The sequence below is a fragment of the Bacillus cereus genome (assembly GCF_015071065.1).
GTDB lineage: Bacteria > Bacillota > Bacilli > Bacillales > Bacillaceae_G > Bacillus_A > Bacillus_A cereus_BA.
Window position 1 is genome coordinate 249,975 of the sequence record NZ_VOVA01000004.1, and the last position, 24,434, is coordinate 274,408.

Below are 24,434 nucleotides of genomic sequence, written 5' to 3' on the forward strand. Positions count from 1 at the left end.
TTTACTCAAAAAAAATAGACTCCTACCAGTAGTCATACTGGTAGGAGTCATTAGCTAATTCGCGTTTACGGCGAACTCCATCGCCTATAAGTTCTATTTATAGTGTACTAAATATTATTTTGGATTGCCAATAAATATGTTAATGAAAAGTGCGGAAAGTAGGACCTGTATATTCTTTGAAGTTGCAATTTCTCCGTTGTGGATTGTAATTGCTTTACAGTCTTGTCTTCTTAAATGTTATGATTGAATTTCAAGATAATTGCAGTGAGAGATACAACGATTATTTGTTAGCAAAATATAATGATATGAAGTTTTCTTTATGGTAAAATATTTCTTGTGTCTTTAATCTATCTTTATTTAACTGAAAATACAGAAAATAAAATGTTATTTTACAAAAAAGGAGTTATGTGTTTTGAAGAAATTTTTAAAAATAGTATTAATATTTATTTTAATAATAGCTGGTATTCTAGGTGGCTTTCTAGCTTATATGACACTTACAAAAGAGCAACCAGCGAATGTTTTAGACGTAAAGGTTGAAAATAACAAAGAGCGTGTATTGCAGCAAGGAAATGAATTTAAAGTTACAACATTTAATATTGGATACGCTGGATTAGATAAGGACCAAGACTTCTTTATGGACGGAGGAAAGGGTTCTGGTTCGAGTAGCAAGGAGCAAACTGAGATTAATTTGAAAAATATGCTTTCATTTTTACAAAATGAGAATAGCGATTTTGCGTTATTGCAAGAAGTTGATATAAAATCCCACCGATCATTTGATGTAAATGAACATGAGTTTTTGAAAAAAGGATTACCTGATTATGCTTCGTCATTTGGGAAGAACTACGATACTAAGTGGGTTCCTGTCCCAGTCATGAAACCGATGGGGTATGCTGAAGGGGGATTAAGTACATTTTCTAAATACACAGTTCAAACAGCAACGAGGTTCCAACTACCAGGAATGGAGCCTTGGCCGAAGCGTTTATTCGATTTAGATCGAGCGATTGTTGAACATAAAATCCCTGTTAATAATGGGAAGTATGTTAGACTCGTAAACGTACATCTATCTGCTTATGATGAGGGCGGAAAAATTAGAAAGCAACAAGCGGAATATTTAAAAGAATATATGAACAAGTGTTATCAAAATGGTGATTACGTAATATTAGGTGGAGATTGGAACCAGTTACTTTCTAATGCCCAATTAAGCGATCCTAAGTTTGTAAAAGAGCGTCCTGAATGGCTAGTAGAGTTACCAAAGGACTTTGCGGACGGAGGATTTCAATGGGCTGTAGACCCTTCCATTATGACAGTAAGGGATGATGTGAAGAAATACGTGGAAGGTGAAAATTTCGTCACTATTATTGATGGTTTTATCGTTTCACCGAATGTCGAGATTGTAAATGTACAAGGCAAAGATTTAAAATTTGAAAATAGTGATCATAACCCAGTTAGTGCGGTATTTAAACTGAAATAATTGATATGCGGGGTTTCATAGAATATCACCTAAAAAGAGCACAAATAATGTGCTCTTTTTATACTTGGTAGGAATTTAATTGCTTTTCTCCGCGTTTTCTGCCAAGCTTAAGGAGAAAAATACTTCGAAGAAAGAAATATATAGGTGACGCATATGATTGAAGTTAAGACTTCTGAACTTAGTGATGGAGAATTTAATAGAGGTGTATTTGCAACTCGTGATATTAAAAAGGGTGAGTTGTTACACTCAGCACCAGTTATCTCTTATCCGAATGAACAGCATGAACACATTGAGAAAACGTTACTTGCTGACTACGCATTTGAGTATGGGGTAAATCATACGGCATTCCTTTTAGGATACGGCATGTTATTTAATCATTCATATAAGCCGAATGCAACGTATGATATTGTCTTTGATAATCATACGTTTAACTTCTTTGCTTACAAAGATATCAAAGCGGGCGAAGAGATTCTAATCAATTATAATGGTGAAGTTGATGACGATGAGCTATTATGGTTTGATAAGGAAAAAGAAGAGAACGAAAAATAATTTAAAAAGTATAGAAAGGGCACATTCTGTGGGATGTGCTCTTTTTTTATTGATGAAAACAAAGTAAAAATTACAAAAAAATACCACTTTTCTTTCGTATGGTATAGTAAAATACTGAAGGGTATTGCTTTGAAAAACCTATATATTTTACAAATTGTTGTCTATATGGTTACATGTCAAGTTTAGTAGCCCATTTGGGTTGCTTTATTATGCGATATATATTTTAATATGAGTGGAACCTCTTATAATTTAAGAGGTTTATAGGTGTGCTTTATGTACACTTTATCCACCACTTGTGCTTTTTATTTGTAGCGCATTGTTATGTGGGGATATTATGGGCCCGTGGATAGCGGGATAAAAAGATTATAGAAATAGAGGAATCGTAAAATGAATATGCAAGAGGTTTATAAATATTTAAGTACAGTATTACCTGAAGGTCATGTGAAGCAAGATGAAATGTTAAAGAATCATACGCATATTAAAGTGGGCGGGAAAGCAGATGTGTTCGTTTCTCCTACGAATTATGATGAAATTCAAGAAGTTATAAAGTATGCGAATCAATACAATATTCCAGTTACGTTTTTAGGAAACGGCTCTAATGTTATTATTAAAGACGGTGGTCTTCGCGGGATTACAGTAAGTTTAATTCATATTACAGGTGTTACTGTAACAGGGACAACGATTGTTGCGGGGTGTGGTGCAGCGATTATTGATGTGTCACGCATTGCATTGGATCACTGTTTAACAGGACTTGAGTTTGCTTGTGGTATTCCAGGTTCAGTTGGCGGAGCGTTATATATGAATGCTGGTGCATATGGCGGTGAAGTAGCTTATGTATTAACAGAAGCAGTTGTAATGACAGGTGATGGAGAGCTATGCACTTTAACGAAAGATGAATTTGAATTTGGATATCGTAAGAGTGTATTTGCGAACAATCACTACATTATTCTTGAAGCGAAGTTTGAACTTGAAGAAGGTGTGCGTGAAGAAATCAAGGGAAAAATGGATGATTTAACGTTTAAGCGTGAATCAAAACAACCGTTAGAGTATCCTTCATGTGGTAGTGTATTTAAGCGTCCACCAAATAATTTTGCGGGTAAGCTTATTCAAGAATCAGGACTGCAAGGTAAGCGAATTGGCGGAGTGGAAGTTTCTTTAAAACACGCTGGATTTATGGTGAATGTTGATAACGGAACTGCACAAGATTATATTGATTTAATTCATTTCGTACAAAAAACTGTTGAAGAAAAATTCGGTGTGAAATTAGAGCGGGAAGTAAGGATTATTGGAGAAGATCTACAGTAACCTTTGAATGAAAAACGTATAAAAGCATGAATTATTTCGGGAAAAATGTTGGATATTGTTGACAATTTGTTTTCGATTCAATATAATGGCTAATAATTTAACAAATAAAATATACGTTGAAAGAGCCTAGTAGCAGTTTGTCACTGTTATCAAAGAGAGCTAGGGGTTGCTGGAACCTAGCACAAACAAACTTGTGAATTACACTCTGGAGTATCTTAGGTAACGCTAAGCGGAGTAGCAATCGATATTATTGCTAAGAGTGGTATGAATAGCTATGCTATTTATGCAAACTGGGTGGTAACACGGTGAATAATCGTCCCTATGTCTATCGTAGACATAGGGACTTTTTTGTTTGAAAAAAAATAAAGGGGATGACAAAAGATGAATATTATTGATGAATTAGAATGGCGCGGCGCCGTTAATCAACAGACGGATGAAGAAGGTTTACGTAAGCTAGTAGAAGAGAAAAAGATTTCACTATACTGCGGAGTGGATCCGACTGGTGATAGTATGCATATCGGACATTTGATTCCTTTTATGATGATGAAGAGATTCCAATTAGCTGGCCATCATCCTGTTATTTTAATCGGCGGGGCAACAGGAACAATTGGTGATCCGAGTGGTCGTCAATCAGAGCGCCAATTGCAAACGTTAGAAGTGGTGCAGCATAATGTAGATGCGTTAACAGCGCAAATGAAAAAGCTATTTGACTTCGGCGGGAATAGCGAAGTGAAGATGGTAAATAACTATGACTGGACACATAAAATAAACATTATCGAGTTTTTACGTGATTACGGAAAAAACTTTAGCATAAATAGCATGTTAGCGAAAGATATTGTCGCAAGTCGTTTAGATACAGGGATTTCTTTCACAGAATTCACGTACCAAATCTTGCAAGCAATGGACTTCCATCATTTATACAAAGAAGAAGATGTTCAATTGCAAATTGGTGGTAGTGATCAATGGGGAAATATTACGAGTGGTTTAGATTTAATTCGTAAGTTAGAAGGTCATGAGGCGAAAGTATTCGGATTAACGATTCCTTTATTATTAAAATCGGATGGTACGAAGTTTGGTAAATCAGCAGGTGGTGCTATTTGGCTTGATTCGGAAAAGACAACGCCGTTTGAATTTTACCAGTTTTGGGTGAATACAGATGACCGTGATGTAATTAAATACTTGAAATACTTTACGTTCTTAACGAAAGAGCGAATTGATGAATTGGCAGCGAAGGTAGAAACAGAGCCTCATAAACGTGAAGCGCAAAAAGTATTAGCAGAAGAGATGACGAAATTCGTTCATGGAGAAGAAGCATTTTTACAGGCTGTGAAAATTACAGCAGCGTTATTTAGCGGAGATATTAAGTCGTTAACAGCTGATGAAATTGAACAAGGATTTAAAGAGATGCCGACATTCCAATCTTCAAAAGAGACGAAAAATATCGTAGAGTGGCTAGTTGATTTAGGGATTGAACCATCTAGAAGACAAGCGCGTGAGGATATTAATAACGGGGCGATTTCTATGAATGGTGCAAAAGTAACGGATGCCAGTACGGATGTCACTGTAGAAAATTCATTTGATGGACGATTCATCATTATTCGTAAAGGGAAGAAGAACTACAGCTTAGTGGAATTAGGAGAATAGTTCTTGTGAAAGAGTGGAAGTAGGGAAGATATCTACTTCCGCTCTTTTCATATACACAATTTTGATGCAAAAGAGTCAGTATGTTTTGATAATTATAGAGGATTATATTATTCTTCTGCCGAATAAATAAATTAGAGAAAATTACGGATAAAAATAGCCCGAACCATGCAGGGCATGATTCGGGCTTATATTCAGCTTAGTAAGCTAAGCTGAATAGACCTTTAATGTGTGATAAGTAACGAACGTTACTTGCTTCTTTCATTAATGATGCTGGTAAACCTTTAAGTGGAGTATTGCTTGCTCCGATTGTAGCAACAGCATCTTTACGTCCTAGACTAGCAAGTGTTCCAGAGTTGATAGGTGCGAACTCTTCGAATGCTTTGCCTTCTAGTGCTGCGTATAAGTTGTATCCAATTAACTCACCCATTTGCCAAGCGATCTGTGCAGTTGGTGGGTATGGACGACCTTCTGGACCGAAGACAACAGCGCTGTCTCCAGCAACGAATACGTCTTTGTGAGAAGTAGATTGTAGGTGTGCATCAACAGTTGCACGTCCACGGTTTACTTCAAGACCTGATTCACCAATTAATGGGTTACCTTGTACGCCGCCTGTCCAAACGAATGTGTTAGCAACGATTTTTTGACCGTCTTTTAAGTCGATTTCATTGCCAGCAACGTTTGTTACAGGAAGACCTGTTAAGAATGTAACACCGCGTGCTTCTAAGCTAGTAGTTGCACGTTCGATTAAGTGGTCTGGTAATACTGGAAGGATTTTTGGACCTGCTTCAACAAGAAGAAGTTTAACTTCTTTTGGATTTACGCCGTGGCTTTTTGCAAGTTTAGGCATAATGTCAGCAAGCTCACCAACTAGCTCAACGCCAGTTAATCCGCCACCACCGATTACGATTGTAGCATCCGCTTCGTTTTTCGTTTTAGCGTATTCACGAATACGGTCTTCAACGTGTTTGTAGATTTTGTTTGCATCAGCAGCAGATTTTAATACCATGCTGTTTTCTTCTAGTCCTGGAATACCGAAGTAAGCAGTTTTACTTCCTAAAGCAACTACAAGTGCATCGTAAGATAAAGTAGTGCCGCCAGCTAGTTTGATTTCTTTGCTATCAACTGAGAATGACTCAACTGTTGCAATTTTAAGATCGATGTCTTTACCTTTGAAAAGCTTTGTAAGTGGCATTGCAACTGCTTGCTCAGCAACATTACCAGCTGCAAGGCGGTGTAGTTCAGTGATGATTTGGTGTGTTGGGTATTGGTTGATCACTGTAATTTGTGCTTCTGATTTGCTGTAGTATTTACGTACGTTTAAAGCGGCAAGAAGACCGCCATAACCAGCGCCTAAGATGACAATTTGTTTTGACATAGTATGTTATCCCCCGTCTTTACTAATTGTTGTTATAAATTAAATTATTTATTATTACGTTCTGCACTAATTTGAAGGTATGCGTTCACAAATCGGAACATTTTTTGTGCTTGTGGATCTTTTAGTAACTTTAATAGGCCAAAAAGACCGATAACTTCGTTGCTTTCGTCAGCACGATCTTTCGCTTCGATAGCAGTTGCAGCCATGCTTTTCACTGTATCTTTTACAGGTTCTACAAGTTCTTGGATTGCACTAACAGTGTCGTTTTTTAATACTTCATCAGTAGCAACAGTTTGAGCGAAGTCATAAGACTTAGTTAAAATGTTAACAAGCTCAGTTAATTTTGGAAGCTGTTCTACTAATGTTGTTAATGATTCTTGTACCTCAGGTTTTAACAACTGATCAAGTACATCAAGTTGTCCTTGGCTAGCAGAAATTTGTACAGTTTCTTGTTCTGGCTTTGTTTGAGTCATAGTTTCTGGCATCTCCAATTCTCCTTTACGATAGCAATATTCTTATTTTGTAGGAATAAACATTCCCGATATAGGTAAGGATAGCAAAAGTTTGCGAAACTTTATACAAAGTTTCACAAAACACAATAAAATGCCTTTAAATTTATGACAGCAAGTAAGCTGAAATCATAAATCTAAAACCATAATGTCCTACCTATTATCTATGAACTGTCCGATACATGGCCTGTCCGCATAATGGAAAGGTCCTTTATCGGAAAGTGTATATAATATATATCCTATATTATATACTATATACACGTATGTTAACATAAAAATGATTCCTAATTATTTGATATTGAGCCTGTAACCTAGTACTGACAAGGCATGAAAGCGCATAAATTATTTTGTTTATGTTAGAAATGTACATATATATGAAGAAAAAAAGGAAAAAACGAACAAAAATATGTTCATTTTTTCCTTTTTATTATTCTTCACCCTCTGTGATTAGCATCGAGGTGTTACCGCTTTTTTCAAGATGGCATTCGCCCCAAGTACAAAGCGAATCAAGAATCGATTCTAAGGACCAACCGTAGTCAGTGAGGGAATATTCTACTTTTGGTGGTACTTGATTGTATATCTTTCTTTGAATAACTCCATCGTCTTCTAATTCACGTAATTGTTGTGTTAACATCTTTTGTGTAATACCAGGCATTAAACGTTTTAGTTCACTCGTTCTTTTCGTCCCTTTCGTTAAGTGGCAAAGAATAACGACCTTCCATTTTCCGCCGATTACTTCTAAAGTTGCTTCTACAGGAATATTGTATGTCTTCATATTAAAATCTCCTTTGATGAATCTAGATTTCAGTTCTTCAACAAAAGAAGCTAAATAAAGTGTAACTGTAATCAGTGTTTTTTCCATCCTCAACTGATTATTAGCCCTCATCAATCGGGATAAACCCAAATGTTACTTTTTAGTGCCTATAGCACTTTAAAGTACGTACTTTTTATCGTGTTGAATATGTTTCATAATAGCATACGTAAGAGGGAAATGAGTAGTACGGTACTAAAAAGTGCCTATGTTACTTTTTGGTACCTATCGTACTTTAAAGTGCGTTCTTCAAAAAAAGAGTGAAGCCATTCATAATAGCATTTATCAGCAGTAAAGTTATTTTTGTAGAAGATAAAAAGGCCTTTTTATCACACTATTATGATTGGATTTCTCGTATTAAGGAGGAATTCAATTGAGTTCATGTACAGTATCATCTTCGGAAGTTCAGACGAATCGAAGAAATATGTTTGCTTTATTAGCACTAGCAATTAGTGCGTTTGGGATTGGTACAACCGAGTTTATTAGCGTCGGTTTATTACCATCCATTTCGAAAGACTTAAATGTTTCGGTTACAACAGCTGGTTTAACCGTTTCTTTATATGCCTTAGGAGTAGCATTTGGTGCTCCTGTTTTAACTTCGCTAACTGCTAGTATGTCGCGAAAGACGTTATTAATGTGGATTATGATTGTTTTCATTATTGGTAATGGAATTGCGGCGGTAGCAACGAGTTTTACTGTTTTACTTATCGCGAGGGTTGTCTCTGCATTTGCACATGGCGTTTTTATGTCGATTGGTTCGACAATTGCAGCTGCACTCGTACCAGAAAATAAACGTGCTAGCGCAATTGCTTTTATGTTTACAGGTTTAACCGTTGCGACTATTACAGGTGTACCAATTGGAACGTTTATTGGTCAACAATTTGGCTGGAGAGCATCGTTTATGGTGATTGTGGTCATTGGAATCGTTGCCTTATTCGCAAACAGCATGCTAATTCCGTCTAATTTAAAAAAAGGTACACGAGTATCATTTCGTGATCAATTCAAACTTATCACGAACGGAAGACTATTACTTGTTTTCATCATTACTGCATTAGGATATGGGGGGACATTCGTAACATTTACGTATTTATCACCGCTATTACAAGAAGTAACAGGATTTGAAGCAAGTACCGTTACAATCATTTTATTAGTGTATGGAATCGCCATTGCGATTGGGAATATGGTCGGCGGAAAATTATCGAATCATAATCCGATTCGAGCGCTATTTTACATGTTCTTTATTCAAGCAATTGTATTATTCGTACTAACATTTACAGCGCCATTTCAAGTAGCGGGGCTTATCACAATTATTTTTATGGGGCTATTCGCGTTTATGAATGTTCCAGGACTACAAGTATATGTCGTTATTTTGGCTGAGCGTTTCGTACCGAGCGCTGTCGATGTTGCATCAGCAATGAACATTGCAGCATTTAACGCAGGAATTGCCCTCGGTGCTTATTTAGGCGGTATTGTAACGAACTCGTTAGGGTTAATTCATACAGCCTGGGTAGGTGGCATTATGGTAGTAGGCGCTGTTATTTTAACAGCTTGGAGTATGAGATTAGAAAAAAGAGATCAAGTGAAATAAGGGAGAGAAAAATATAATGAAAAATTTACAAAGTAAAACAGTATTGCATAACGGTGTAGAAATGCCTTGGTTCGGTTTAGGTGTATTTAAAGTAGAAGATGGACCGGAACTTGTAGAGGCTGTGAAAGTAGCCATTAAAGAAGGATACCGTAGCATCGATACAGCTGCGATTTATGGAAATGAAAAAGCAGTTGGAGAAGGCATTCGCGCTGGTATAAAAGAAGCAGGAATTTCTCGAGAAGATTTATTCATTACTTCAAAAGTGTGGAACGCAGATCAAGGATATGAAACGACACTTGCTGCATATGAAGAGAGCTTAAAAAAATTAGAACTAGATTATTTAGATTTATATCTTGTTCATTGGCCTGTTGAAGGGAAATATAAAGATTCGTGGAGAGCGTTAGAAACACTTTATAAAGAAGATCATGTACGTGCAATTGGCGTAAGTAACTTCCAAATCCATCATCTGAAGGATGTAATGGAAGGTGCGGAAATTAAGCCGATGATTAACCAAGTAGAGTATCACCCGCGTTTAACGCAGAAAGAACTACAAGCTTTTTGTAAAGAACAAAATATCCAAATGGAAGCATGGTCACCACTTATGCAGGGGCAACTATTGGATAACGAAACATTACAAGAAATTGCTGATAAGTATGGTAAAACAACAGCGCAAATCATTTTACGCTGGGATCTTCAAAATGAAGTTGTAACGATTCCGAAATCAACGAAAGAACAGCGTATTATTGCGAATGCAAGTATATTTGATTTTGAATTAGCGAAAGAAGATATGGAAAGAATCGATGCGTTAAACGAAAATCACCGCGTTGGTCCAGATCCGGATAACTTTGATTTCTAAACAAGTAGAGGGAAAGAGTGCAAACAGTTTGCACTCTTTTTTGTTTTGCTTATGCATAAAAAAGATTTCTAGCTAAATAATAAACAGTAGTAAATTTGTTATTTTATAAGGGGTTGTAGACATGGATATAAAAAGATCGTTCAAGCTAGTGGCCGCGTTTTTGAGTGTTTTATTTATATTTGCGAACTTATTATTCCCACTTCAAAAAGCATTCGCAGAGGTTATGGATCATACGAAGTATGAAATGGATTGGAGTTATAGTAGGTCAAAGAAGAAGCCAATTCGAACAGAGCTTATTAAAACGGCAGATGGAAAAATTGCCTTTTGCTTAAATGTAGATTTGAAGTCTCCGAGCGGTCAAGACTTACCGGAAATGGGGAAAGTGGATATTAACGTGTACCGCGTACTATTAAACGGATATCCACAGAAGAGCCCGCAAGAATTAGGTGTTTCTGATTGGAGAGAAGCTCATTATGCAACGCAACTTGCGGTGTGGAATGCATTAAAGCAAATTGATATTAACGATTTAGATTTCCGTAATAAAAATGTAGAAAAAGTCACGAAAGCTATAGTTGAAAAAGCAAATGCTAGTGAAGATTTACAAGAAATTACGATGAGTGTAACTCCTACAGAAGAACAAGAAGCAGTATTAAAAGATGAGTTTTTTGAAACTGGTTTATATACAGTGCAAACAAACGCTAAAAGCGGAACTTATAAAGTACAAGCAACAGGTGCACCAGAAGGTGCGAAGTTCGTAAATGAAAAAGGTGAAGCAAAAACTGAATTTAATGTAGGAGAAAAATTCCGCATTTTAATTCCGAAACAAACACCATCGGGTGGATTTAGCTTTAAAGTATCAGGGAATTTAACGAAATTACAAGGAATTGCGCATAAAGGAACGCCAACGATTCAAAATGCGGTTGTATTACTTGAGCGTAGTGAGGAAAAAACAAGTCCAGAGTTAGCGGTAAGTTGGAAAAAAGCAAATGGTCATGATAATAAACCAAATAAACCCTATACACCAAATGAACCACATAAACCGAATCAATATAACAGATGATGAAAAAAGCTCGTAAACACTATGTTTACGAGCTTTTTTATTACTCAGCTTCTGAAACTACTGTGAAGCGTTCGTTTACATGTTTTGGAGTCTCGATTTCATCAAGTGCTGCTACTGCGAAGTCTTCGTAACTTACGTAGCTATCGCCTTTTGAGTTAACAAGAAGATTGTCTTTACCAGCTGTATAAGAGCCAGTTCGTTTTCCTAATGCGAATAGTGCAGAAGGGCTGATGAATGTCCAAGTAATATCGTTTGTTTGTTGCAGGATTTCTAAGTTTTTACCTTGGTTTTGAGCTGTTGCAAGGTATTCATTTGGGAAACCTGGTGTATCAAATACACGTGTTGTTTTTTCTTCGTCTACAAATAAGCTTCCAGCTCCACCAACTACAAGTAATTTTGTATTTGGTGCACCTTTCATAGCTTCAATAAGTACGTTTCCAGCATCTACGTGAAGATGTTCTTGTCCTGCTGGAGCACTGAATGCATTTACCACTACATCAAATGCTTGTAGGTTGTTAGATGTAAGAGAGAATACATCTTTTTCTAAAACTTTTACGTTTTGGTCTGTAATTTTTGCAGCATCTCTTACGATTGCAGTTACTTCATGTCCGCGATCTAATGCTTCTTTTAAAATACGACTTCCTGCTTTACCGCTTGCTCCGATAATTCCGATTTTCATAATGAATCCCTCCAAAGTGTTTTGTTAAAGTGTATATCTGAAAATGAATTTATTGTAATTGTGTTTGTTACAACTTGTTGTAATCATTATAGTTACAGGTTGGTGTTTTTGTCAATGATGTTGTTTATGAAATTATTTTTTGTTTTAGTATGTGCAGTTAGAGGAGGGGGAGTCATAAAAAATATTGTTACGTTATAAACCTATAAAATTTGGAAATTTAAAATTGTCGAAAAATGTTGATTTTTGAATATTTTTTGAATATAATTCGATTTATGGGGAAAAGGAGGGGTTAATTGTATGGATATTTTAGAACAGTTCGTTTCATCGACGAATACGATTCTTTGGTCATATATTCTTATTGCAATGTTAATTGGTTTAGGTCTTTATTTTTCTATTAAATTAAAATTTGTACAACTTACTCATTTAGGGGAAATGATTCGATTAATGAGTGATGGGTTAACTGGTAAGACACGTAAAAAAGGAAGCGTATCATCATTCCAAGCTTTCTGTATGAGTTCAGCAGCTCGTATTGGTATCGGGAACTTAGCGGGGGTAGCGCTAGCTATTTCTATGGGAGGACCAGGAGCTGTATTTTGGATGTGGGTTATTGCGATTATTGGGGCGTCTTCAAGTTTCGTAGAAAGTACGCTTGCGCAAATTTATAAAATAAAAGATGGCAGTGGCTTCCGTGGTGGTCCTGCTTATTATATGGAAAAAGGTTTAAATAAACGTTGGATGGGGATTTGGTTCTCTATTCTGATCACAATTAGTTACGGTTTAATTTTTAACTCAGTACAAGCAAATACAGTTACGTTAGCATTTAAAAACGCTTTTGGCATTGAGCGTTATATTGTAGGGGTTGTACTAGCAGTATTAGTTGCGGTTATTATTTTTGGCGGTGTGAAAAGTATTGCGCGTATGTCAGAAATGATTGTTCCGCCAATGGCAATTATTTATATTGCAGTAGCTGTTTTCGTTGTTATTAAAAACTTCTATTTAATACCGGATGTTTTCACGGAAATCTTTAAAGGTGCATTTGGTTTAGATTCAGCTGTAGGTGGCGGTATTGGTGCTGCAATGAAGTTTGGTATTCAGCGCGGATTATTTGCGAACGAAGCAGGTATGGGTAGTGCGCCGAATGCGGCGGCAACAGCAGATGTAACGCATCCAGCGAAACAAGGGTTTATTCAAACAATTGGAGTTTTAGTAGATACATTTTTAGTATGTACGTCAACAGCGTTTATCGTACTATGTTCCGGTGCATATAAGGCAACAAACTTAGAAGGAATTGAATTAACACAAAATGCGTTAAGTTCACAAATTGGCCCATGGGCAAGTAGCTTTTTAGCGGTTATTATTTTCTTATTTGCTTTCAGTTCACTTCTAGGAAACTATTATTATGGTGAAACGAATATTGAATTCATTAAACAAAGTAAAGCTTGGTTAACGATCTATCGTATTGCAGTAGTTGGAATGATTCTATTCGGTTCTGTTGCGACGCTTCAAGTTGTATGGAATATGGCAGACTTATTTATGGGTCTAATGGTAATCACAAACTTAATTGCGATTACACTTCTTGGCCGATTTGCGTATGCTGCATTAGCGGACTATGTAAGGCAAAAGAAACAAGGAAAAGATCCAGTCTTCAGTGCAGATTCTATCCCTGGTTTAACGAACACAGAGTGTTGGGATAAGCCGACGGTAACAGATAAAGAAAAAGCAGTATAAGGAAAAACGAGCATCGAGATGAATTCGATGCTCGTTTTTTTTTGTTGTAATTAATGATATTAATGCTAAAAGATGATTAGTATAATTTTTATAAAAAATACAGTATGTTATAATTGTTAACATTTTCATGTTATAAAACCTTACATTTCTTGTCGAAAATTCTTGATTGTTAAAAGTTTTTAGAATATAATCTTCTTATTGTTATGAAGAGGGGGAACGCAATGATGGATTTTTTAACTAGGGTTATTGGGGATATAAATAATGTTCTTTGGTCATATATTATTATTGCAATGCTAATTGGACTTGGGCTTTATTTTTCTTTCCGAGTAAAGTTTGTTCAAATACGTTACTTTGGAGAAATGATTCGCTTACTTGGGGATGGAGCGAGTTCAAAAACAAGAAAAGCGCAAAAAGAAAAAAGTGGTGTATCGTCATTCCAAGCATTTTGTATGAGTACAGCATCTCGTGTAGGAACTGGTAACTTAGCTGGTGTGGCAATTGCAATTTCAGCTGGAGGACCAGGAGCTGTATTTTGGATGTGGTTAATCGCGGTAATCGGAGGAGCTTCTGCATTTGTAGAGAGCACATTAGCGCAAATTTATAAGGTGAAAGATGGGAATGCATTCCGCGGTGGCCCAGCGTATTATATGGAAAAGGGTTTAAAGAAACGCTGGCTAGGGGTTGTCTTCTCTGTTCTAATAACAGTTAGTTTCGGATTGATTTTCAATGCCGTGCAGTCAAACACAGTAGCGGCAGCTTTTGATGGAGCATTTAAAATGGATAGTAGACTTGTAGGTCTGTTTATGGCTGGTTTACTTGCAATCATTATTTTTGGCGGAGTTAAGCGAATTGCACGTGCGGTTGAAATGATTGTTCCAGTAATGGCAATTATATATGTAGCAGTTGCATTATTCGTTGTTATAACAAACATTACGGAAATTCCGCATGTATTTAAAGAAATTTTCCTACATGCTTTCGGAATTAAAGAAGTAGTAGGCGGGGGATTAGGAGCTGCGATTTTACTAGGGGTAAAACGTGGATTATTCTCAAATGAGGCTGGTATGGGTAGTGCGCCAAATGCTGCGGCAACAGCTAACGTAACGCATCCAGTGAAACAAGGTTTCATTCAAACTTTAGGGGTATTTACAGATACATTATTAATTTGTAGTTGTACAGCATTTATTATTTTATTATCAGATGTGCCTGGAGCGGCTGATTTAAATGGAATTCAATTAACACAGCAGGCATTAAGCCAGCATATTGGTCCATGGGCATCTATATTTGTAGCGGTAGCAATTTTCTTATTTGCATTTAGCTCATTAGTAGGAAACTATTATTATGGTGAAACGAATATTGAGTTTTTAAATGGAAGTAAAGTTTTACTAAATGTTTATCGAATTGCGGTACTTGGTATGGTTATGTTAGGGTCTGTAGCAACAATTCAAATTGTTTGGGACTTAGCAGATTTATTCATGGGTATTATGGCTGTTATAAACTTAGTTGCGATTGTATTCCTATCTAAGTATGCTTTCGCGGCATTATCAGATTACGTAAAGCAAAAGAAACAAGGAAAAGATCCAGTCTTTTATGCGGAGTCTATTCCAGGATTGAACAATACAGAGTGCTGGGATAAGCCGGCAGTAGCAGATAAAGAAAAAGCTGTATAATAAAAAAGGAACGAGCATCAGAGAAATTTGATGCTCGTTTTTTTGTAGTAATAAACTAGGAGAAGAGGGAAAAGACGAACATTAATGAGGTTTTCATAATAAAATGTATTTTTTTTGAGAAAAATGCGGATGTGAGTTGTAATTTGTGTTAGAATGGAAAATGGCTTTGAGACAAGAGATTTTATGGTTTTTCATATCCAATTGAAGGTTTTGGAGGAGAAATGGAAAGTTCGGATTATTTCTTGTTTTGAGTAGTCAGACGTTCAACGTTAATGAAGAGTTAAATGGAGGATTTTATTAATGAAGTTTGTTATGTTTCTTGTAGGATTACTAGTTGTATTCGTACTCGGTTTTCTTATAAGTTCTGATCGTAAGAAGATTAAGTATAAACCAATCGCGATTATGCTTGTTATTCAGCTAGCGTTAACGTATTTCTTACTAAATACGCCAATTGGTTATATTTTAGTAAAAGGAATTTCAGATGGATTTGGAGCACTTCTTGGATATGCGGAATCTGGAATCGTTTTCGTATTTGGTGGTCTTGTTAATAAAGGAGAGGTTTCATTTTTCTTAACAGCTTTATTACCAATCGTATTCTTTGCAGTATTAATCGGAATTCTGCAACACTTTAAAATTTTACCGATATTTATTCGTGCTATTGGTACTTTGTTAAGTAAAGTAAATGGTTTAGGAAAATTAGAATCATATAATGCAGTAGCGGCTGCAATTGTTGGGCAAGCAGAAGTATTTATTACAGTAAAAGATCAATTAAGTAAAATCCCAAAACATCGTTTATATACACTATGTGCATCTTCCATGTCGACAGTATCGATGTCGATCGTTGGTTCGTATATGAAAATGATTGAGCCAAAATATGTAGTAACAGCACTTGTATTAAATTTATTTAGTGGTTTCATTATTATTCATATTATTAATCCGTACGATATTACGGAAGAAGAAGATACACTGAAGTTAGAAAATAAGAAAAAACAGTCATTCTTTGAAATGTTAAGCGAATATATTATGCTTGGTTTCACGATTGCGATTACGGTAGCAGCAATGTTACTTGGTTTCGTAGCATTAATTACAGCAATCAATAGCTTGTTTGATTCAGTGTTCGGTATTACATTCCAAGCTATTTTAGGATATATTTTCTCACCATTAGCATTCGTAATGGGCATCCCGCAATCAGAAATGGTAACGGCGGGACAAATTATGGCAACGAAATTAGTATCGAACGAATTTGTTGCGATGCTTGATCTAGGAAAAGTAGCTGGTGAGTTATCAGCTCGTACAGTTGGTATTCTTTCTGTATTCCTTGTATCATTTGCGAACTTCTCATCTATCGGAATTATCGCAGGTGCAACGAAAGGGATCGATGAAAACCAATCAAACGTTGTTTCATCATTCGGATTACGACTTGTATACGGTGCGACATTAGTAAGTCTTTTATCAGCGATTATCGTTGGTGTTATGTTATAAAGTGAAACTTTAATCAGTGGGGGTTTTGTTCATCCCCCACTGATTATTAGTTTTCACCAATCGGGCGTTTACGGGCAGTTTATCTCCCACCTAACTTCTTTGCTCCACCTGAATTTTGAGGTGGGAGTTTTACTGCCCGTTAATGCGGGATAAAAAGGGTGGTCCTAGCTCATAGCTAGGGCTATTTTTCATGGTGAATTTACATAAAAAAACCAATCAATTAGGAATATATTAACATATAAAAATCTTTTAAAATTTATATTGCATTTCGATTAGATAACGCTTACAATTTGGTTTGTAGGTGGTATCCATTTCAGACGTTAAATACGGTAGAGAAGAAGAGACTACCTGTTATAAATTGCAATTTATGTAAACGCTTACTGATTTTAGAAGGCGGTTCAAAATGTTTTAGGGGTTCATATTTTTTAACATCAATGGTCGGACGTCATTCGTTATACGACTGATAACTCATGGAAGTGGAGGATTCACATATGAAGTTAGTAATGTTTCTAGTCGGTTTACTTGTAGTATTTGTACTAGGGTTCCTTATAAGTTCAGATCGTAAGAAAATTAAATATAAACCAATTGCAGTTATGCTTGTAATTCAATTGGTACTTGCGTATTTCTTACTAAATACAAAGGTCGGATTTGTATTAGTAAAAGGGATTGCAGATGGATTTGGCGCTATTTTAAAATTTGCGGAAGCAGGGGTTAATTTCGTATTTGGTGGTCTAGCAAATGATGGACAAGCACCATTCTTCTTAACAGTATTATTGCCAATTATTTTCTTAGCAGTACTAATTGGGATCTTACAACATATTAAAGTTTTACCGATTATCATTCGTGCAGTCGGTTTCGTATTAAGTAAAATTAACGGTTTAGGAAAACTTGAATCATATAACGCAGTAGCGGCGGCAATTGTCGGTCAAGGTGAAGTATTTATTACAGTAAAAGATCAATTAAGCAAATTACCAAAAAATCGTTTATACACACTTTGTGCATCTTCAATGTCAACAGTGTCGATGTCAATCGTTGGTTCTTATATGAAAATGATTGATCCAAAATATGTAGTAACAGCACTTGTACTAAACTTATTTAGTGGATTTATTATCATTCATATTATTAATCCGTATGATGTGAACGAAGAAGATGACATTTTAGAATTACAAGAAGATAAGAAACAAACATTCTTTGAAATGTTAGGCGAATATATTATGCTAGGTTTCTCTATCGCTGTAACAGTAGCGGCGATGTTAATCGGTTTCGTAGCATTAATTACAGCAATTAACGGTGTGTTCGATTCTATTTTCGGAATCACATTCCAAAGCATTTTAGGATACATCTTCTCACCATTAGCATTCATAATGGGTATTCCAACATCAGAGATGCTAACAGCAGGACAAATTATGGCAACGAAATTAGTAACAAACGAATTTGTTGCGATGCTTGATCTAGGAAAAGTAGCTGGTGAGTTATCAGCTCGTACAGTAGGTATTTTATCAATCTTCCTTGTATCATTTGCGAACTTCTCATCTATCGGAATTATCGCAGGTGCAACGAAGAGTATCGATGGAAAACAAGCAAACGTTGTATCTTCATTCGGATTAAAACTTGTATACGGTGCAACGTTAGTAAGTATATTATCAGCGATTATCGTTGGGGTTATGCTTTAATAAATAATAAAGAAGTCGTTTATCTCTTACTCAGGGGATGAACGACTTTTTTGTTTTGGCATAATAACGCAGTGAGGGGGGGAGTAGGTGAAAGAACGGGATATTTTAAGGGAGCTTGATGAGGTTATAGAGAACATTGATCGTTTAACTGGAGAAGATGCTAGAGCGTTTTTGAAATTGATACACGGATACTTGAGCATAGTAGAAGAAGGAGATGGGACTTTTACTAATAGTGACTTTGTTGAAAAGGTTTCAAGTCTTTATAAGAAGGATTTGTACAAGATTATTGAGCTTAGAGAAGAGATAAAAAAGCAATGAACCTGAGTTCATTGCTTTTTAACTTGCTTTATCCAAGTCTTTTTTAAATCGTGTTCTCTCTAAATAAGTTCCCAGTCTCCACACATATTCTACAGGCCCCATTCGGTATTTCTGTAGCCAATAGGTACTAACGAATAATTGAATCGTATAAATTCCAATGGTGAAAAGAATACCGAAGAAATAGCCGATTTTACCGTATAAGCCAAACCCATATGCGTAAAAAATAGTTGTTGCGATAATAGACTGAGCTAAGTAATTACTAATTGACATTTTTCCCATGTTCGCCATGTATGTTAGTAAGCGCGATGCTTTTTTGTAATGGAATAATAAAATAATCGTGCTTCCGTAAAAGAAGGTCATGGTTACTGGTGTAAGACTATCTTGTAACATAATTAAAATCGGATGTTTCACGAACATGGCTAAGATTTTGATTGTAAATGAAAAGAGACCAGTGACAAACCATGTTTTTTTGATAGCAGGTATATGTTGATCGACCTCAAATAGCCAGCCCTTTTTCCCCACATACATTCCGAGTAAGAAAAGTGGAGACATAAAAATTATTGCGAAAACTGATATGAAAATTAATCCGAATACACCGTTAATCCCCATATAATCAAAAGGATTTTCAGTCAATCTAAAGTTGACATGATCCATATAGCTTCCAGTCTCATGGACCTTATGTTCCTTTTCAGTATAAGGTGCGACATCATCGTAGGGGTTCGATGTCGATTCCGATTGGTAAGATGCGAGCATAATGAGTGCTAGTAAAATAGATGCCCAAATGAGCAACGTTTTCGGTTTTCGATTGATGAACATCATTAAGAAAATCCCGATAACCCCGTATGCAAATAAAATATCCCCCTCCCAAACAAAGGTGCCGTGAATGTAGCCGAGTAGTAAAAGAATGATAATACGTCTTATGTATGTAGGGAAGAATTTTTTTCCTTTCGCAATAATACTTTTTTGCAATAAAATAATGCTAAGACCAAATAAAAAAGAGAATAGGGACATAAAATTGTGGGTGCCGAAAAATTGAATAAACCAATTAGCACCTTTATCGAGTTCTCCAAATATATAAGTTGGTTTTTCACTGGCGAAGAATCCGAATTGAATTAATGTCATATTGACAAGTAAAATACCAAATAAAGCGAAACCACGAATGGCATCAACAACTTCTACACGTTGATTCATTTTTTCTCTCCTCGTATATTGTTTTATATTCAAAATAATACCATTTTTTCACTGGTGCTATGCCAAATACGAGGAAGTTTAAGGTGATTTTAAGCTAGAGGGAAAATAAAAAATCACCTTAATACATTCATTAAGGTGATTACAATATTACTCAGCTGGAGGCGTAAATGTACGTTTTTCTAATTCAGCATCTAGCATAAATAATGCGTTTGAATCGCTTGTAATACGTTTTAATTTTTGGATGATGCGATCGAATGAAGCTTCTTCTTCTACTTGCTCGTCAACGAACCATTTTAAGAAGGTAATTGTTGCGTGTTCACGCTCATCCCATGCAATATCAGACAAGTTGTAAATGCGCTTCGTTACTTCACGCTCATGTTCAAGTGCGACTTCAAAAGCATTCAATACAGACTCATATTCATTATTAGGGTTATCAAATCCAGTAATAATAGCGCGCTCTCCGCGGTCATTAATATAGTTGTAAAGCTTCATTGCGTGGAAACGCTCTTCTTCAGCCTGTACAAGGAAAAAGTTAGCGAATCCATCATAGCTCTCCGCTGTACAGTAAGCAGCCATTGCCATATAAGCGTGGGCAGAGTAAAATTCAAAGTTCATTTGATCGTTTAGTGAGTCGTGCAATTTTTTAGATAACATAAAATCCCCCTTATTATTTTGACAAGAACATTATATCACAATTGATAATATTCTCATTTAGATGTTTCGAACCTTTTTGAAAGCTTTGTGACGTGTGTTTCCATAATGTCTTGTAAATCCAAATCATATTTTTGTGAAAGAATAATAAGATTAGAAAGTACATCACCAAGTTCTTCTTTTAGTTCTTGTTTTAGCTCTTCTTGTGTTTTCGCTTCTTCATCAGGGCGATCACGACCGATTTCAATGGCGCGAACCACGCGTGAAACTTCCCCAACTTCCTCAGTTAAGAAATTTAAGCGAATAAAGGAATTATACTGTGACCAGCTTCGTTTTTCGTAAAATTCCTCAACCCATCTTTGAAATGCGACGATATCCATTTCTTTCTCATCCCTTCAATATGTTGTACAATACCCATTGTATCATAACAATATATAGTTTCGAGGTGTAGGGATGAGAAAGATTTGTGTGTTTGCAGGTTCAAATTTAGGGGAAAGACCAGAATTTAAAGAGCAGGCAATAGAGTTAGGGAGAATGTTTGTTGAGAATGATTATGAGCTTGTATACGGCGGTTCATGCGTTGGATTAATGGGAGAAGTAGCAAATGAAGTTCTTCGTCTAGGTGGACGCGTAACAGGTGTTATGCCGCGTGGTTTATTCCGTGGTGAAATTGTTCATACAGGACTAACAGAATTAATTGAAGTAGAAACGATGCATGAGCGTAAGGCGAAAATGGCAGAGCTTGCGGATGCTTTCATTGCATTACCAGGCGGATACGGAACGTTTGAGGAATTATTTGAAGTAGTATGTTGGTCACAAATTGGTATACATAATAAGCCGGTTGGTTTATTGAACATAAAAGACTTTTACGGACCAATTCTGCAAATGGTTGAACGCGCAGCTGAAGAAGGTTTTATGAACCCATCGAATAAAGAGTTAATCGTTTCAGCTGAGACAGCAGATAAACTAATTCATGAAATCCAAAATTACGAGCGTCCTGTTTTGGGGACTAAGTGGAAGCAATTATCATAATACAATTGTATAAGGATTTGCAGAAACACATGTCATTTTATCTTGAAAAGACATGTGTTTTTAATTTGGTTAAATATGTTAATGTTGCGATTGGTTGTATCAGTGGGTTGAATTTCATTATTTATTATAGACGGCAATAAAAAGAAGGCATTCCATATTACTTTGGAATGCCTTTATCACTTTGATTACTTTGTTTTTTATACAGGTACCAGCCACCCCAGCCGCCACCAATTGCTACAACAACGAGGAACGCATAGTCTTTAACCTCGACACGTATGTTGAAAATATTAGCTATGAGTAAGAGAATCCCAACTGTTATTAACGCAAAAAATGCTCTAATTAAGTAGTCTTTCAACTGAACCACTCCCGTCATTTAAGTCGTAAATGATGAACTTGGAAAAGCTTTTTTGGATCTAATTACTAAGGGGTGTTTCCTATATTTTAACATAAAAGAGATTGTAATATATTGATAAAAGTAGTGGAGGGGAGTGCTATTATTGTCGTGATTTGTCGGTAAGTCGATATCCTTTGTCGAAACGTCGATATATTGCGAGTTATGATCGATATAATTGAAAAATCGCTAATATAATTTCATGTACCGCCACGCGCGACCACTAAATAGAAAAAAAGCGACTCTGAACGAGCCGCTTCCGCTTTTAATATATCCAGCTCCAGCGGCTAGAACAGTCGGTTGTTTCACTCCTTCATTCGAGGCAAAAAGCGCCTCGTAATCAGGAGTTCCAACACCCTCCTGTTCTGAACGAGCCGCTTCCGCTTTTAAGTCTATTATTGATTCAAGAATGCACGTAGCATCCAAGCGTGTTTTTCTAGTTCTGTGTAGATGCCTAGTAGTAGGTCAGATGTCATTTCGTCGTCAGAGTCTTGAGCGATTTCCATGCCTTTTTTCAGTTCGACTAGCATCATTTCGTAGTCTTTCATGATTGTTTCGACCATTCCTTCTGCAGTTTCTCCGTAAGCTGCTTCTTGAATAGAAGATAGTTCTAAGTATTCTTTCATTGTTGCTACTGGTTTGCCGCCAATTGCTAAAATACGTTCTGCAATTTCATCGATGTGAGTAGCTGATTCTGTGTAAAGCTCTTCGAATTTTTCATGTAGTGTGAAGAATTGAGGTCCTTTTACGTACCAATGGAAGTTGTGTAGTTTTGTAAATAAAACGCTCCAGTTTGCTACTTGTTTGTTTAATACTTCGATTACTTGTGTATTCATTATGATCAATCTCCTCTTGAGTTATTATGTTGTATGAATTACTAATTTATAATTATTATAATCTAGTAATTTGTATAAATCAACCCTTTTGCTGGAATTAATTTGAACAAATTATGAACTGTTGTAAACAAAAATCCCTATTACTTCACAGTAATAGGGATTTTTATTGCTATATAGCTTGTTTCTTTTCTTCTACATCCTGTCCATCCCAGCACTCAGTATTCTTTAAGCCCGGGATAGAACTTGCAACGAAAACAGGATCTTTTCCTTGTTTCTTTTGCTTTATATAGTCTACTAATGCTGCGTATGCAAATTTGCTAAGGAATGAGATGGCAATTAAGTTTGTGAATACCATTAGTCCCATAAAGAAATCAGCTAAACTCCAAACTGTTTGAAGGGCAGCGATGGATCCGAAGAAAACCATTCCGACAACTGCAACGCGATAAATCATTAACCATGTTTTACTTTCTTTAATGAATGCGATGTTTGTTTCACCATAATAGTAGTTTCCTAATAAGGAACTGAAAGCAAATAGGAAAATAATAATCGCTAAGAAAGTGCTTGCCCACGGTCCAATTTGTGAACTTAATGCTTGTTGTGTTAATTCAATTCCTTGTAAGTTCGATCCTTTATAAAGTCCAGAACATAATACGATAAATGCAGTTGATGTACATACTAAGAATGTATCTACGAAAACACCTAATGCTTGAACGAGTCCTTGTTTTACAGGGTGAGATACATCTGATGTTGCTGCTGCGTTAGGAGAGCTCCCCATACCTGCTTCTGTCGCGAATAAACCGCGCTGAATTCCGAATTTGATTGCAGCTCCAATACCACCAGCGATGGCTTGGTCTAAACCGAATGCACCGTTAAATATTTCCATGAAAATGCTTGGTAACATATTGAAGTTGTTAATAACGACAAAAACAGCCACACCAATATAAATGATTGCCATTGGCGGAACGATCATTTCTGTAATACGTGAAATGCTCTTAATACCGCCAAAAATAATTACCGCAACTAATAAAGCTAATACAGCTCCTACGATAGTTCGTTCTAGTCCAAAAGCATTTTCAAATGCTATTGTTACTGTATTTGCTTGTACTGAATTGAAAATTAATCCGTATGCAACTGTGATGAGAAGTGAAAACCAAATGCCCATCCAGCGCTTGTTTAACCCTTTTTCCATATAGTAAGCAGGGCCACCACGGAATCTACGTCCATCTTTTACTTTATAAATTTGTGCGAGAGTACATTCTACAAAACTAGTAGCTGCACCGATAATAGCGATAAACCACATCCAAAATATTGCACCAGGTCCACCCATAGAAATTGCGAGTGCTACACCAGCTAAGTTCCCGATACCAATACGAGCTGCTGCACTTAAGCAAAATGCTTGGAACGGAGAGATGCTATCTTTCTTCTTTTCTTTTCGATTAAACCCTTTACTAATTAAACCGACCATCTCACCGAAATGAGTAATTTGGACAAATTTCAATTTAAAAGAGAAATAAAGACCGAAGCCGATTAACATTGCAATAAGAATATATGACCACAGAATATTATTCGTTACTTCAAGGAATCTGCTAAAGATATCAACCATATAATACACTTCCTT

General features: G+C 36.2%; 24 protein-coding genes, 1 riboswitch and 1 other annotated feature. Of the genes, 13 read left to right on the forward strand and 11 right to left on the reverse strand.

From position 1 onward, the window contains the following. Window positions 1-34: 34 nt before the first annotated feature. Window positions 35-94: riboswitch (Fluoride riboswitch) on the reverse strand. A gap of 318 nt (window positions 95-412) precedes the next feature. The 4 genes from FT637_RS14555 to tyrS all read left to right on the forward strand — a co-directional run bounded on the left by FT637_RS14555 (window position 413) and on the right by tyrS (window position 4,969). After that, window positions 413-1,471: an endonuclease/exonuclease/phosphatase family protein gene (locus tag FT637_RS14555; protein ID WP_193646903.1), complete on the forward strand. Its 1,059-nt coding sequence runs from the start codon at window positions 413-415 to the stop codon at window positions 1,469-1,471. 153 nt (window positions 1,472-1,624) lie between these two features. Then, window positions 1,625-2,020: an SET domain-containing protein gene (locus FT637_RS14560; protein WP_193646904.1), complete on the forward strand. Its 396-nt coding sequence runs from the start codon at window positions 1,625-1,627 to the stop codon at window positions 2,018-2,020. Window positions 2,021-2,407: 387 nt separating this feature from the next. Continuing rightward, window positions 2,408-3,325, forward strand: a complete 918-nt coding sequence (gene murB / locus FT637_RS14565; protein ID WP_193646905.1) for a UDP-N-acetylmuramate dehydrogenase — start codon at window positions 2,408-2,410, stop codon at window positions 3,323-3,325. Between the two features lie 107 nt (window positions 3,326-3,432). Continuing rightward, window positions 3,433-3,649: a binding site (T-box leader), on the forward strand. 57 nt (window positions 3,650-3,706) lie between these two features. Next, window positions 3,707-4,969 (forward strand): tyrosine--tRNA ligase, encoded by a 1,263-nt coding sequence (gene tyrS / locus FT637_RS14570; RefSeq protein WP_193646906.1) that lies wholly within the window; start codon window positions 3,707-3,709, stop codon window positions 4,967-4,969. A gap of 196 nt (window positions 4,970-5,165) precedes the next feature. Here the strand turns inward: tyrS and FT637_RS14575 are convergent, their stop codons facing one another. The 3 genes from FT637_RS14575 to FT637_RS14585 all read right to left on the reverse strand — a co-directional run bounded on the left by FT637_RS14575 (window position 5,166) and on the right by FT637_RS14585 (window position 7,628). After that, window positions 5,166-6,344, reverse strand: a complete 1,179-nt coding sequence (locus FT637_RS14575; protein ID WP_193646907.1) for an NAD(P)/FAD-dependent oxidoreductase — start codon at window positions 6,342-6,344, stop codon at window positions 5,166-5,168. 44 nt (window positions 6,345-6,388) lie between these two features. Next, window positions 6,389-6,829, reverse strand: coding sequence for a DUF1641 domain-containing protein (locus FT637_RS14580; protein ID WP_070145413.1), 441 nt, complete (start codon window positions 6,827-6,829; stop codon window positions 6,389-6,391). A 451-nt stretch (window positions 6,830-7,280) separates the two neighbouring features. Continuing rightward, on the reverse strand, window positions 7,281-7,628 hold the full coding sequence (locus FT637_RS14585) for a winged helix-turn-helix transcriptional regulator (RefSeq protein WP_193646908.1): 348 nt from the start codon (window positions 7,626-7,628) through the stop codon (window positions 7,281-7,283). A 460-nt stretch (window positions 7,629-8,088) separates the two neighbouring features. On the opposite strand from FT637_RS14585, the gene FT637_RS14590 reads away from it, so the two are divergent. From FT637_RS14590 to FT637_RS14600, 3 genes are all read left to right on the forward strand, one after another. Continuing rightward, entirely contained in the window at window positions 8,089-9,252 is a 1,164-nt protein-coding gene (locus tag FT637_RS14590) for an MFS transporter (RefSeq protein WP_193647027.1), read from the forward strand. Window positions 9,253-9,268: 16 nt separating this feature from the next. Next, entirely contained in the window at window positions 9,269-10,108 is an 840-nt protein-coding gene (locus tag FT637_RS14595) for an aldo/keto reductase (RefSeq protein WP_227493803.1), read from the forward strand. Between the two features lie 121 nt (window positions 10,109-10,229). Then, window positions 10,230-11,168 (forward strand): thioester domain-containing protein, encoded by a 939-nt coding sequence (locus tag FT637_RS14600; protein ID WP_193646909.1) that lies wholly within the window; start codon window positions 10,230-10,232, stop codon window positions 11,166-11,168. A 40-nt stretch (window positions 11,169-11,208) separates the two neighbouring features. Here the strand turns inward: FT637_RS14600 and FT637_RS14605 are convergent, their stop codons facing one another. Then, window positions 11,209-11,847: an NAD(P)-dependent oxidoreductase gene (locus tag FT637_RS14605; protein ID WP_193646910.1), complete on the reverse strand. Its 639-nt coding sequence runs from the start codon at window positions 11,845-11,847 to the stop codon at window positions 11,209-11,211. 297 nt (window positions 11,848-12,144) lie between these two features. Here FT637_RS14605 and FT637_RS14610 point away from each other — a divergent pair, with 297 nt between their 5' ends. From FT637_RS14610 to FT637_RS14630, 5 genes are all read left to right on the forward strand, one after another. Further along, entirely contained in the window at window positions 12,145-13,575 is a 1,431-nt protein-coding gene (locus FT637_RS14610) for an alanine/glycine:cation symporter family protein (RefSeq protein WP_193646911.1), read from the forward strand. A 224-nt stretch (window positions 13,576-13,799) separates the two neighbouring features. Further along, window positions 13,800-15,242, forward strand: a complete 1,443-nt coding sequence (locus FT637_RS14615) for an alanine/glycine:cation symporter family protein (RefSeq protein ID WP_193647029.1) — start codon at window positions 13,800-13,802, stop codon at window positions 15,240-15,242. Between the two features lie 300 nt (window positions 15,243-15,542). Further along, entirely contained in the window at window positions 15,543-16,724 is a 1,182-nt protein-coding gene (locus FT637_RS14620) for a NupC/NupG family nucleoside CNT transporter (RefSeq protein WP_193646912.1), read from the forward strand. Between the two features lie 491 nt (window positions 16,725-17,215). Next, the gene (locus FT637_RS14625; RefSeq protein ID WP_193646913.1) at window positions 17,216-18,397 is read left to right on the forward strand and encodes a NupC/NupG family nucleoside CNT transporter; all 1,182 of its coding nucleotides are present in this window, start codon (window positions 17,216-17,218) and stop codon (window positions 18,395-18,397) included. Window positions 18,398-18,484: 87 nt separating this feature from the next. Beyond that, window positions 18,485-18,715, forward strand: coding sequence for a hypothetical protein (locus FT637_RS14630; RefSeq protein ID WP_193646914.1), 231 nt, complete (start codon window positions 18,485-18,487; stop codon window positions 18,713-18,715). 18 nt (window positions 18,716-18,733) lie between these two features. On the opposite strand, the gene FT637_RS14635 is transcribed toward FT637_RS14630, so the two are convergent. The 3 genes from FT637_RS14635 to FT637_RS14645 all read right to left on the reverse strand — a co-directional run bounded on the left by FT637_RS14635 (window position 18,734) and on the right by FT637_RS14645 (window position 20,937). Continuing rightward, the gene (locus FT637_RS14635) at window positions 18,734-19,906 is read right to left on the reverse strand and encodes a DUF418 domain-containing protein (protein WP_193646915.1); all 1,173 of its coding nucleotides are present in this window, start codon (window positions 19,904-19,906) and stop codon (window positions 18,734-18,736) included. Between the two features lie 147 nt (window positions 19,907-20,053). Next, entirely contained in the window at window positions 20,054-20,560 is a 507-nt protein-coding gene (locus FT637_RS14640) for a ferritin (protein ID WP_193646916.1), read from the reverse strand. A gap of 53 nt (window positions 20,561-20,613) precedes the next feature. Next, window positions 20,614-20,937 (reverse strand): MazG nucleotide pyrophosphohydrolase domain-containing protein, encoded by a 324-nt coding sequence (locus FT637_RS14645; protein ID WP_193646917.1) that lies wholly within the window; start codon window positions 20,935-20,937, stop codon window positions 20,614-20,616. An 88-nt stretch (window positions 20,938-21,025) separates the two neighbouring features. On the opposite strand from FT637_RS14645, the gene FT637_RS14650 reads away from it, so the two are divergent. Next, a complete protein-coding gene (locus tag FT637_RS14650) occupies window positions 21,026-21,589 on the forward strand; it encodes a TIGR00730 family Rossman fold protein (protein WP_193647030.1) in 564 nt (187 codons plus the stop codon). Between the two features lie 157 nt (window positions 21,590-21,746). Here FT637_RS14650 and FT637_RS14655 read toward each other — a convergent pair whose 3' ends face one another. The 4 genes from FT637_RS14655 to FT637_RS14670 form a co-directional block, all read right to left on the reverse strand. After that, window positions 21,747-21,944 (reverse strand): hypothetical protein, encoded by a 198-nt coding sequence (locus tag FT637_RS14655; RefSeq protein ID WP_000656314.1) that lies wholly within the window; start codon window positions 21,942-21,944, stop codon window positions 21,747-21,749. A gap of 225 nt (window positions 21,945-22,169) precedes the next feature. Further along, a complete protein-coding gene (locus FT637_RS14660) occupies window positions 22,170-22,406 on the reverse strand; it encodes a hypothetical protein (RefSeq protein ID WP_193646918.1) in 237 nt (78 codons plus the stop codon). Next, window positions 22,376-22,816, reverse strand: a complete 441-nt coding sequence (locus FT637_RS14665) for a Dps family protein (RefSeq protein ID WP_193646919.1) — start codon at window positions 22,814-22,816, stop codon at window positions 22,376-22,378. The genes FT637_RS14660 and FT637_RS14665 overlap by 31 nt, the downstream gene beginning before the upstream one ends. Before the next feature lie 169 nt (window positions 22,817-22,985). Then, window positions 22,986-24,419: an alanine/glycine:cation symporter family protein gene (locus FT637_RS14670; protein WP_193646920.1), complete on the reverse strand. Its 1,434-nt coding sequence runs from the start codon at window positions 24,417-24,419 to the stop codon at window positions 22,986-22,988. Between the last annotated feature and the right edge of the window lie 15 nt (window positions 24,420-24,434).

Bases quoted from the DNA above. Each gene is read 5' to 3' on its own strand.
- FT637_RS14560 (WP_193646904.1), top strand. From the start codon at position 1,625: ATGATTGAAGTTAAGACTTCTGAACTTAGTGATGGAGAATTTAATAGA.
- murB (WP_193646905.1), top strand. From the start codon at position 2,408: ATGAATATGCAAGAGGTTTATAAATATTTAAGTACAGTATTACCTGAA.
- tyrS (WP_193646906.1), top strand. From the start codon at position 3,707: ATGAATATTATTGATGAATTAGAATGGCGCGGCGCCGTTAATCAACAG.
- FT637_RS14575 (WP_193646907.1), bottom strand. From the start codon at position 6,344: ATGTCAAAACAAATTGTCATCTTAGGCGCTGGTTATGGCGGTCTTCTT.
- FT637_RS14580 (WP_070145413.1), bottom strand. From the start codon at position 6,829: ATGCCAGAAACTATGACTCAAACAAAGCCAGAACAAGAAACTGTACAA.
- FT637_RS14585 (WP_193646908.1), bottom strand. From the start codon at position 7,628: ATGAAGACATACAATATTCCTGTAGAAGCAACTTTAGAAGTAATCGGC.
- FT637_RS14590 (WP_193647027.1), top strand. From the start codon at position 8,089: ATGTTTGCTTTATTAGCACTAGCAATTAGTGCGTTTGGGATTGGTACA.
- FT637_RS14595 (WP_227493803.1), top strand. From the start codon at position 9,269: ATGAAAAATTTACAAAGTAAAACAGTATTGCATAACGGTGTAGAAATG.
- FT637_RS14600 (WP_193646909.1), top strand. From the start codon at position 10,230: ATGGATATAAAAAGATCGTTCAAGCTAGTGGCCGCGTTTTTGAGTGTT.
- FT637_RS14605 (WP_193646910.1), bottom strand. From the start codon at position 11,847: ATGAAAATCGGAATTATCGGAGCAAGCGGTAAAGCAGGAAGTCGTATT.
- FT637_RS14610 (WP_193646911.1), top strand. From the start codon at position 12,145: ATGGATATTTTAGAACAGTTCGTTTCATCGACGAATACGATTCTTTGG.
- FT637_RS14615 (WP_193647029.1), top strand. From the start codon at position 13,800: ATGGATTTTTTAACTAGGGTTATTGGGGATATAAATAATGTTCTTTGG.
- FT637_RS14620 (WP_193646912.1), top strand. From the start codon at position 15,543: ATGAAGTTTGTTATGTTTCTTGTAGGATTACTAGTTGTATTCGTACTC.
- FT637_RS14625 (WP_193646913.1), top strand. From the start codon at position 17,216: ATGAAGTTAGTAATGTTTCTAGTCGGTTTACTTGTAGTATTTGTACTA.
- FT637_RS14635 (WP_193646915.1), bottom strand. From the start codon at position 19,906: ATGAATCAACGTGTAGAAGTTGTTGATGCCATTCGTGGTTTCGCTTTA.
- FT637_RS14640 (WP_193646916.1), bottom strand. From the start codon at position 20,560: ATGTTATCTAAAAAATTGCACGACTCACTAAACGATCAAATGAACTTT.
- FT637_RS14645 (WP_193646917.1), bottom strand. From the start codon at position 20,937: ATGGATATCGTCGCATTTCAAAGATGGGTTGAGGAATTTTACGAAAAA.
- FT637_RS14665 (WP_193646919.1), bottom strand. From the start codon at position 22,816: ATGAATACACAAGTAATCGAAGTATTAAACAAACAAGTAGCAAACTGG.
- FT637_RS14670 (WP_193646920.1), bottom strand. From the start codon at position 24,419: ATGGTTGATATCTTTAGCAGATTCCTTGAAGTAACGAATAATATTCTG.